This window comes from Verrucomicrobiaceae bacterium, from assembly GCA_016713035.1.
Taxonomy (GTDB): domain Bacteria; phylum Verrucomicrobiota; class Verrucomicrobiia; order Verrucomicrobiales; family Verrucomicrobiaceae; genus Prosthecobacter.
The window spans coordinates 26,117-34,090 of the sequence record JADJPW010000008.1 but is presented as its reverse complement, the minus strand read 5'-3'; the positions used below and the strand labels follow the sequence as shown (position 1 = coordinate 34,090).

General features: G+C 61.0%; 12 protein-coding genes and 2 pseudogenes. 6 read left to right on the top strand and 8 right to left on the bottom strand.

The annotated features are described in order from the left end of the window. Positions 1-499: 499 nt before the first annotated feature. The 3 genes from IPK32_21480 to IPK32_21470 all read right to left on the bottom strand — a co-directional run bounded on the left by IPK32_21480 (position 500) and on the right by IPK32_21470 (position 1,349). The gene (locus tag IPK32_21480) at positions 500-691 is read right to left on the bottom strand and encodes a hypothetical protein (GenBank protein ID MBK8094458.1); all 192 of its coding nucleotides are present in this window, start codon (positions 689-691) and stop codon (positions 500-502) included. Next, positions 672-956: a hypothetical protein gene (locus IPK32_21475; protein MBK8094457.1), complete on the bottom strand. Its 285-nt coding sequence runs from the start codon at positions 954-956 to the stop codon at positions 672-674. The genes IPK32_21480 and IPK32_21475 overlap by 20 nt, the downstream gene beginning before the upstream one ends. Before the next feature lie 123 nt (positions 957-1,079). Next, positions 1,080-1,349 (bottom strand): hypothetical protein, encoded by a 270-nt coding sequence (locus IPK32_21470; protein ID MBK8094456.1) that lies wholly within the window; start codon positions 1,347-1,349, stop codon positions 1,080-1,082. A gap of 304 nt (positions 1,350-1,653) precedes the next feature. Between IPK32_21470 and IPK32_21465 the strand changes: the two genes are divergently transcribed. The 3 genes and pseudogenes from IPK32_21465 to IPK32_21455 all read left to right on the top strand — a co-directional run bounded on the left by IPK32_21465 (position 1,654) and on the right by IPK32_21455 (position 2,518). Further along, the gene (locus tag IPK32_21465; protein MBK8094455.1) at positions 1,654-1,800 is read left to right on the top strand and encodes a hypothetical protein; all 147 of its coding nucleotides are present in this window, start codon (positions 1,654-1,656) and stop codon (positions 1,798-1,800) included. Between the two features lie 111 nt (positions 1,801-1,911). Further along, positions 1,912-2,016: pseudogene (locus IPK32_21460) on the top strand (hypothetical protein). Positions 2,017-2,221: 205 nt separating this feature from the next. Continuing rightward, on the top strand, positions 2,222-2,518 hold the full coding sequence (locus IPK32_21455; GenBank protein ID MBK8094454.1) for a hypothetical protein: 297 nt from the start codon (positions 2,222-2,224) through the stop codon (positions 2,516-2,518). A 272-nt stretch (positions 2,519-2,790) separates the two neighbouring features. Here the strand turns inward: IPK32_21455 and IPK32_21450 are convergent, their stop codons facing one another. From IPK32_21450 to IPK32_21430, 5 genes are all read right to left on the bottom strand, one after another. Then, positions 2,791-3,156: a prolyl oligopeptidase family serine peptidase gene (locus IPK32_21450; protein MBK8094453.1), complete on the bottom strand. Its 366-nt coding sequence runs from the start codon at positions 3,154-3,156 to the stop codon at positions 2,791-2,793. Continuing rightward, positions 3,122-3,478: an alpha/beta hydrolase fold domain-containing protein gene (locus IPK32_21445; GenBank protein MBK8094452.1), complete on the bottom strand. Its 357-nt coding sequence runs from the start codon at positions 3,476-3,478 to the stop codon at positions 3,122-3,124. The genes IPK32_21450 and IPK32_21445 overlap by 35 nt, the downstream gene beginning before the upstream one ends. Before the next feature lie 61 nt (positions 3,479-3,539). Beyond that, a complete protein-coding gene (locus IPK32_21440) occupies positions 3,540-3,887 on the bottom strand; it encodes a hypothetical protein (protein ID MBK8094451.1) in 348 nt (115 codons plus the stop codon). A 3-nt stretch (positions 3,888-3,890) separates the two neighbouring features. Further along, the gene (locus tag IPK32_21435) at positions 3,891-4,037 is read right to left on the bottom strand and encodes a hypothetical protein (GenBank protein MBK8094450.1); all 147 of its coding nucleotides are present in this window, start codon (positions 4,035-4,037) and stop codon (positions 3,891-3,893) included. Continuing rightward, positions 4,034-4,762 (bottom strand): DUF502 domain-containing protein, encoded by a 729-nt coding sequence (locus IPK32_21430; GenBank protein ID MBK8094449.1) that lies wholly within the window; start codon positions 4,760-4,762, stop codon positions 4,034-4,036. The genes IPK32_21435 and IPK32_21430 overlap by 4 nt, the downstream gene beginning before the upstream one ends. Positions 4,763-4,911: 149 nt before the next feature. Between IPK32_21430 and IPK32_21425 the strand changes: the two genes are divergently transcribed. The 3 genes and pseudogenes from IPK32_21425 (at position 4,912) to IPK32_21415 (ending at position 7,957) form a co-directional block, all read left to right on the top strand. Continuing rightward, positions 4,912-5,973 (top strand): SMP-30/gluconolactonase/LRE family protein, encoded by a 1,062-nt coding sequence (locus IPK32_21425; protein MBK8094448.1) that lies wholly within the window; start codon positions 4,912-4,914, stop codon positions 5,971-5,973. Beyond that, a complete protein-coding gene (locus IPK32_21420) occupies positions 5,951-6,973 on the top strand; it encodes an NAD(P)-dependent oxidoreductase (protein ID MBK8094447.1) in 1,023 nt (340 codons plus the stop codon). The genes IPK32_21425 and IPK32_21420 overlap by 23 nt, the downstream gene beginning before the upstream one ends. Further along, positions 6,960-7,957, top strand: a pseudogene (locus IPK32_21415) (dihydrodipicolinate synthase family protein). Before IPK32_21420 ends, IPK32_21415 begins: the two are co-directional and overlap by 14 nt. The last annotated feature ends 17 nt before the right edge of the window (positions 7,958-7,974 follow it).

Below are 7,974 nucleotides of genomic sequence, written 5' to 3'. Positions count from 1 at the left end.
GCTTGCGCAGACGGCGAGCCACCAGAGCGGTTTGGGCAGCTCAGGTGAGAGACTTTCACCACCTCGATGTGTTGCTCCATGTGCTGCGCCTGCTCCATATTGCAGCGGGATGCCATCAAGATGAGGAAGTCGATCTCCGGCTTAAAGGCGTGCGCATCTACACGCTGCTTCGCATTCCGCATGCCAGAGCTGCACCGTCACATCTCCGGCACCAGCCACCACGACTGCTGTATTCGACGAATTTCTGGCCCCAGTGGCGTGCGTGTATCCAGTGAGCGGAAAACATCCCCGCAGGCCAGATGATGAAAGCGTGGCACGGGAGCCGAGCACCTACTCCTGCGCCCCCTGCCGGCTGCCAGGAGCCAGAGGATGAGGAGAGTGGCGAAACAACGAGCGTGTTGATGAGGTCAGACATGACCGTGAGGGTGCATAGCACGTCCCCGCTGCGACAACTTGCCGTGCGGCGAAAAACACCTGTTCGATTTCTAACGCTTTCAGGTCACCGCCTCCTCTCGCAAAATGGTGACGAGGCTGCGGGGAGCCCGGCTACGGCAGGATCGGTCGGGCCAAAAAGCAGCAGCGATGGCACGCCGCAAGCTGCTGCGAGGTGCGAAATGCCACTATCATGACCGAAAAAGGCCGCGGAGGTGCTCAGGCGGCTCGCGAGACACTCAGCGGCAGTGGATGCCAATTCGGTTCGATCCCGTGATCCGCATGCCGCGCCCGGCCTCTCCGGTGATGAAAATCACCTCCAAATCGCCCATTTTGTCCGCCAGGGCCATCCAGCGATCGAGCGGCCAATTTTTCGTTTCCGGAGCCACTACCGATAGTGGATGGCGATTCGGCCTTTTTCGACGTTTCGACGCGGAAAGTGCGTTTTGAGCAAATGCTCTTCCTCCAGGAAAAAGGCCAGTTTTTCCAAAGACCGTGCCAATTGCCGCGAGGCGTGCCGTCATTTCTGCACGCGGTGCGGGTCTCGATCAGCGTCTTGACGCCGATTCGCCCATGCTGGCGCGGAAATGGCCATCTCTGATCAAAGAGATAGCTGACGATGAGGTTAAAGTTACGCAGGTGCTCGGCTAGTGCCTCGTCGATGGCGGCACTTTCGCGAACAGCGCGGCCATGGTGCGGTGATCTAGGCTGCGAACGGTGTCAGGAGTCCTGCCGCCTGTGCGAGCGTGGCGATGCTCAGGGTAGCCCATCACCCCCAGGTGGCAGAGGGGGGGGATACTGTCCTTCAGCAGCCGCAGCACGGGCAGTGTGAGAGATAAAGTCGCGATAGCTCCGCCACGAATGACGAGAACGCGGGGCGTGGTAGATGGAGGCCGATGGGCCTTTTGGTGCGTCATGGTTCGAAAATAAACAAGCATTCATCTAGCCCCATTGTCTGGTTTTATCCTCAGAGGCCCTGATCGGGGTGAAGCAAGTGACTCCCTTCATGAAAAACCTCCCTTCCCTCCCCTCCTTACAGCACTACTGGCAGCTAGCACAGCCACCGCCCACCCCCCACCGGCGGGACATCGGATTCAGCCCAGGCTCCGTGGCTGGCTCGGCACACATCACCATCACAGACCCTGGCGACCACGTCTGGCGACTGCAAAACCTCCACCGATCTGATCAACTGGACGAATCTGGAGACGCTGAAGGTGCACAATGGCCATCTCACCCGGTGCCTACACACCAGCGGCTGGCACGACGCGTCTTTCTACCGCACGGAATACAATGCCACGCTGCAACGAGAAAGCCTCTCCAGCACCACCCTCCACCGCGCTGGTGCTCCCCACCACGCCATGTGACTAATGATAATACCGTGCCGCCGCCGGCCTTTGCGGTGAATCCCATCCTCGGGCAGGATAACATGCCAGTGACCAACGTGACCACGGACGCAGGTGCCAAGCTGGGCCGCATTCTCTTTACGACAAGCGCCTCTCGCTCAATCACACGGTGTCCTGCTCCTCCTGTCACCAGCAGCAGCATGGCTTCTCCGACCCACGCCAGATTCAGTGTCGGCTTTGAGGGCGGACTCACCCGGTCGCAACAGCATGGCCCGGAGCAATGCACGCTGGTATCAGCGCCGCAGCTTCTTTGGGATGAGCGCTCTGCCACGCTGGAGAGCAGGTGCTCCAGCCCATCCAGAATGCGGTGGAGATGGGCATGACGCTCCCCGCTCTGGAGGGCACGCCTCGGCGCAGAGCCTTTCTATACAGATCTCTTCAATCAGGTGTTTGGCAGCCCAGGTGTCACCTCCGACCGCATTAGCCGTGCGCTGGCGCAGTTCGTCCGCTCCATCATCTCCGTGCAGTCGAAGTATGATGCCGCACGGGCTGCAAACTTCGCGATCAAGGTGCGAATTGGACCACGCAGGAGGAGCAGGGCCGCCAGCTCTTCAATGCCCCGGCAACTGCAGTGCCTCACCACGGCACGGATAACTTCGTGCCCGGACCGAACATCTTTAATAACGGCCTGGAGTTCCCTACGTCGATCTCGGGCGTGGTGCGATCACGGGAGTCGCCACTGATAATGGGAAGTTCAAAGTGCCTCTCTGCGGAACATCGAGCTGACTGCGCCCTACATGCACGATGGCGCTTTGCCACGCTGGAGCAGGTGGTGGACTTTACCTTAGCAACCAAGCGGTCGATAATCCGAATCTCTCCCCTCCCTGCGCCTGCCACCTCCTGGCGGCGTGCGTCGCCCGCACTTCACCGCTGCGCAGAAAGCCTCACTCGTGGCCTTCATGAAGTCACTCTCTGATTCCCGCTATCGCGACGAATCCGAAATTCAGTGATCCATTCAATTACGGGGACTGAAGCTCAGCTCTGCAAAAAGTGCGCCATCTCCGAGAGGGTGAGCGTGGCCGCCGGGGCTGTGGGGGAAGAAGTCACAGCCGTGATCGCCCCAGGGTAGCTCCAGGAAGTCGCAGCGGGCGGGATCGGCGATCATGCGGTGCATGCGGGCGCTGTGCTCCACCCACACCAGGCAGTCGGAGCTGCCGTGGATGAGTAGCGTGCGCGGATTGTCTTCACGGAGATGCTGGGTGGCGGAGGCGCTGTGATAGTTCTGCGGCACGGCCTCGGGTTCACCGCCCATGTATTGAAGGACGAGCTTCAGCGACTTCAGGATGTCATTCGGGTAGCTCCACTTCCGGGCGAAAAACATATCTGATGGGCCATACGGCGATGCAGCCCTTCACGCTCAGTTCCTGGCAGCCGTAGGCACAGGCGGTGGCGATCTGTGCCCCAGCGCTGCGACCGAGTAGGATCAAATCCTCCGCGTCGATGCCGAGCGTGGCGGCATTTTCCCGCGTCCAGGCGACGGCGCGGCGCACATCGTCGATTTGTGCGGGCCACGGATGCTCGGGGGCGAGTCGGTAGCCGAAGGAGAGCAAAACGACATCGCAGCGTGCGACGAGGGCACTGTTGGCACGGCGGAATTCTCCGGGATCGCCGCTGTCCCAGCCACCCGTGTGCAAAGAGAGCATGCAGCGCCTTTTCACGGCCTGCGAGGCCCCTGGAGGCTGATAAATCACCACATCGAGCTCTTCATCGCCCTTTTGCCAAAAAGGCCGTCTTTCGACCGAAACGCCGTTTCCTTGCCCAAAAGGGCCAAAACAGCCGCAGGATCGAAAAAGGCCGTTTTCGAGACCGTGCGATCTTCCAGGCCTGAAAGGCTGGTCGGGCAAAATCCAGCGCTAGGAGTGGGATGACGAGATAGGCTGCACTCTCATTCCATCTCCACAGGCCGATGATGAGGCAAAGCAGCGCAAGCCAATGCCCGAACTCGGTGGTGAGGAGCCTGATCTGCCAGCGCAGCCGTGAGCGTGGCTGGAGGTGCTGATTGAGCAGCAGCAGACAGAGGATGGCCAGAAGGAGAATGCCTGGCGGGATCATGCGTCACAGACCGGATTTTTTCTTCCACGGCAGCCAGCGGCGAGCGCGGCCCTCTCCTCCCAGCGCCTCGGCCAGGATCTCCGTGTCTCCGCTGTCGAAGTCCTCTGCTCGCGGCAGACCGATGGGCAGGATGGGCTCTTCTTTTTTCACCGGGATGGGTGCGGCAGCGGGTGCAGCGGTTTCTGGGATCGCAGCGGCGGCGTTTTTTGATTCAGCGGCGGCACAGTGGCCTGTGGGCCCACCAGTCCGCCGGAAAGGATGAGCTTCATCGCATCCTCCATGCTGATGCCAGCATCGGTGATCTTATCGGAGTCCACCACCAGCAGCAGCGCGGTCATGGGGCTGGGTGAGGTGGGCACCAGCACGCTGGTCATGGCCTTGCCACTCTGCGGATCGCAGAATTGGCCTGTGGCAAAGCCGAGCATGCGTGTGCCGGGGATCGGATAGTCGATATAGACGACACGCTTCAGATTCTGCCGTGCTCCAAAACTGCGGAAGCTGTCGATGACCTGCTTCAGAGTCTTATAAATGACAGCGATGAAGGGCACACGCAGCAGCAGCTTGTCCGTGGCATTGACGATGCGGGCACCGATGACGTTCGTGGCCATGATCCCCAGCGCCACGATGACCACCAGCGGGATCATGAAGCCGACGAAGTCCGTGACACGCCGCACCAGCGGATCATCCAGCCGGATCACCTCACGCCCGGCGATTTCCTTCAGCATCTCGGCCACATAGCCCAGCAGGCCCTCACTCCAGCCGTGGAGGAGATTGTACACGAACTGCAGGATCCCAAAGGTCACGATCAGCGGCACCGCCATCGCGAGGCCCGCGATGAATTTGTTTCGCACCCACACGACCCAGCCCTTGGGCATGGCATCGATCGTCGGAGGTGGAGTGGGTGGCTCAGTCGTCATCTGGAGGCGGAACTATCGACGTAAAGCAGGCGACGTCAAAAACGATCCTGCTTATTCATCTCCTGCCTTGCCAAATCACCCCCCACACCCGCTAAAACCGCCGCACCATGACCACTGACCGCCGTTCCTTTCTGACTTCCCTCGCCGCAGCCACCGCTACCTCCGCTCTCGCCCGCGACTGGTCGGGCCAGACGCCCGAGCGCTACCCGGACCCGGATGTCATCGCGCTCGATCCGTCTTTTGAAAAACTCGTGCAGGGCAATGCACCCATCCGCCGCCACCACACCGGCATGCTGTGGGCTGAAGGCCCCGCCTGGAACGGCACGGGCAACTACCTCGTCTTCAGCGACATCCCCAACAATGCCCAGATGCGCTATCTGCCCGAAGACGGCCACGTGTCCGTGCTGCGCAACAACGCCAACAACAGCAACGGCAACACCTTCGACCTCCACGGTCGCCAGATCAGCTTCGAGCACGGCACACGCCGCGTCGTCCGCTACGAGCTGGATGGCAAAGTCACCGTGCTGGCCGAAAAGTTCGATGGCAAGCCCTTCAACGCCCCGAATGATGGCGCGGTGCACCCGGATGGCTCCGTCTGGTTCACCGATCCCGGCTACGGCAGCATGATGGACTACGAGGGCAACAAAGGTGAGCTCCACCTCAAAGAATCCGTCTATCGCATCGACCCCAGCGGCGAGATCACCAAGATCACCGAAGACCTGGAAAAGCCGAATGGCCTCTGCTTCTCACCCGACTACAAGAAAGTGTACATCGTCGATACCGGCAGCCCGAAAAACATCCGCGTCTATGACGTGGACGGCAAGACAGTGAAAAACGGCAAGGTTTTCGCCACGAACAAAGGCCAGCTCGCCGACCCCAAATCGAAAGGCAACTCCGACGGCATCCGCTGCGATGTCGAAGGCAATCTCTGGGCCAGCGCTGGCTGGATCGGCGATGGTTTTGCCGGCGTCCACGTCTTCAACCCCGATGGCAAACTCATCGGCTTCATCAAACTCCCAGAAACTGCCAGCAACGTCTGCTTTGGCGGCCAGAAGCGGAATCGGCTCTTCATCACCGCCTCCCAGAGCCTCTACTCGCTCTATGTGAATACACGCGAGCGCATTTTTGCTGAGAGCTCACGATCCCATGTCTCCACGCGACCTTTCTGACCTCGAAGAACGCCTTTCCAGGCCCACACCCGCAGTGATCGACCTGATGCGCCAGGTGCCAGGTGACTTCATCGTACTGGGAGCCGCGGGCAAGATGGGGCCCTCGCTCGCACGCATGATCAAGCGGGCGAGTGAGGAGGCGGGCACGCCGCGCCGAGTCATCGCCGTTTCACGCTTCAGCTCACCGGGCTCGATGGAGGCCTTCACCGAGCACGGTATCGAAGTCGTCGCTCGCGATTTGCTGGATGCGAACGCCGTGGCCTACCTGCCCGGCGCGGCGAATGTCATCTACATGGCAGGCATGAAATTCGGTGCCACTGGCAATGAATCACTCACCTGGGCGATGAATGCGTGGCTGCCCGGCATCGTGTGCGAGCGGTATAGCCGCAGCCGCATCGTCGCCTTCTCCACCGGCAATGTGTATGGCCTCACGCCCGTGGATCATGGTGGTAGCCGTGAAGAAGATGCCCCGCAGCCAGCGGGCGAGTATGCCATGAGCTGCCTGGGCCGTGAGCGAATCTTTGAGCACTTCAGCCGCGCACGCGGCACACCGGTGTCGCTGATCCGGCTCAATTACGCCTGTGATCTGCGCTACGGCGTGCTCATCGACATTGCTCGCAAAGTGTGGGCAGAGGAGCCCGTGGATGTGACGATGGGCCACTTCAATACCATCTGGCAGGGAGATGCCAATGCTCTATCCCTGCTCTCCCTGGCACATGCTTCATCCCCTGCTCAAGTTTTTAACCTCACAGGCACTCGCACACTCTCTGTGCGTGACACCGCGCTGCAGCTCGGCGAGCTCTTTGGCAAAACACCACGCCTCATCGGCCAGGAGGCTGCGGATGCACTCCTGAGCAATGCCACACGCTCCGTCGTCACGCTCGGGGCTCCCTTTGTGAGTGAGGGCGATCTCATCGAGTGGGCCGCGCAGTGGATTCAGCGCGGTGGTGCCTCACTCGGCAAACCCACGCACTATGAATCACGCGATGGCAGATTTTGATGTCCGCGCCGCTTTGCAGCGTGGGCTAGTCATCCCGGCATGCCCGCTCGCGCTCAACTCCGCGCGGCAGCTCGATGAGCGCCGCCAGCGTGCCCTGCTGCGTTATTACCATGACGCCGGTGCAGGCGGCATCGCCGTGGGAGTGCACACCACGCAGTTCGCCATCCGTGATGCGAAACACGCGCTCTTTGAGCCAGTGCTCACCTTGGCCGCAGAGGAATTTAAAAAGGATGCACGCCGCCTCGTGCGCATCGGCGGCGTGTGCGGACTCACGCCGCAGGCTTTGGCAGAGGCGGAGCTGCTGCGGTCATTGGGCTACGATGCGGCCCTTTGAGCCTGGGAGCACTCAAAATGGCCCCCGAGGCCGATTTGATCGCCCATTGCCGCCGAATCGCCGAAATCATGCCCATCGTCGGTTTTTACCTCCAACCGGCTGTGGGCGGCCGCGTGCTGCCACGGTCCTTTTGGCGAAAATTTGCCGAAATCGAAAAGGTCGTCGCCATCAAGATCGCGCCGTTCAATCGCTACCAGACACTGGATGTCATCCACGCCGTCGCGGACTCCGGGCGCAGCGACATCGCCCTCTACACCGGCAATGACGACACCATCGTGCATGACCTGATCTCGCCCAATCGCATCGTCGGCGGCCTCCTGGGCCACTGGAGCGTGTGGACACAAAAAGCCGTGCAAATCCACGCCCGCTGCCGCACCGAGCCCGTCTCGGCCGCATTGCTCGAACTCGCCCATGAGGTCACAGACTGCAACGCCGCCTTCTTTGATGCCGCGAATGGTTTTGCAGGCTGCATCGCCGGTCTGCACGAGGTTTTACGCCGTCAGGGCCTGCTGGAGGGCCTGTGGTGCCTCGATGAGCACGAGACGCTGAGCCCCGGCCAACTCGCCGAGATCGACCGCGTCTATGCCGCCTACCCCCATATCCACGACGATGCTTTTGTCGCTGAAAACCGTGACAAATGGCTGCGTTAAGTCCACACATCCTCCCC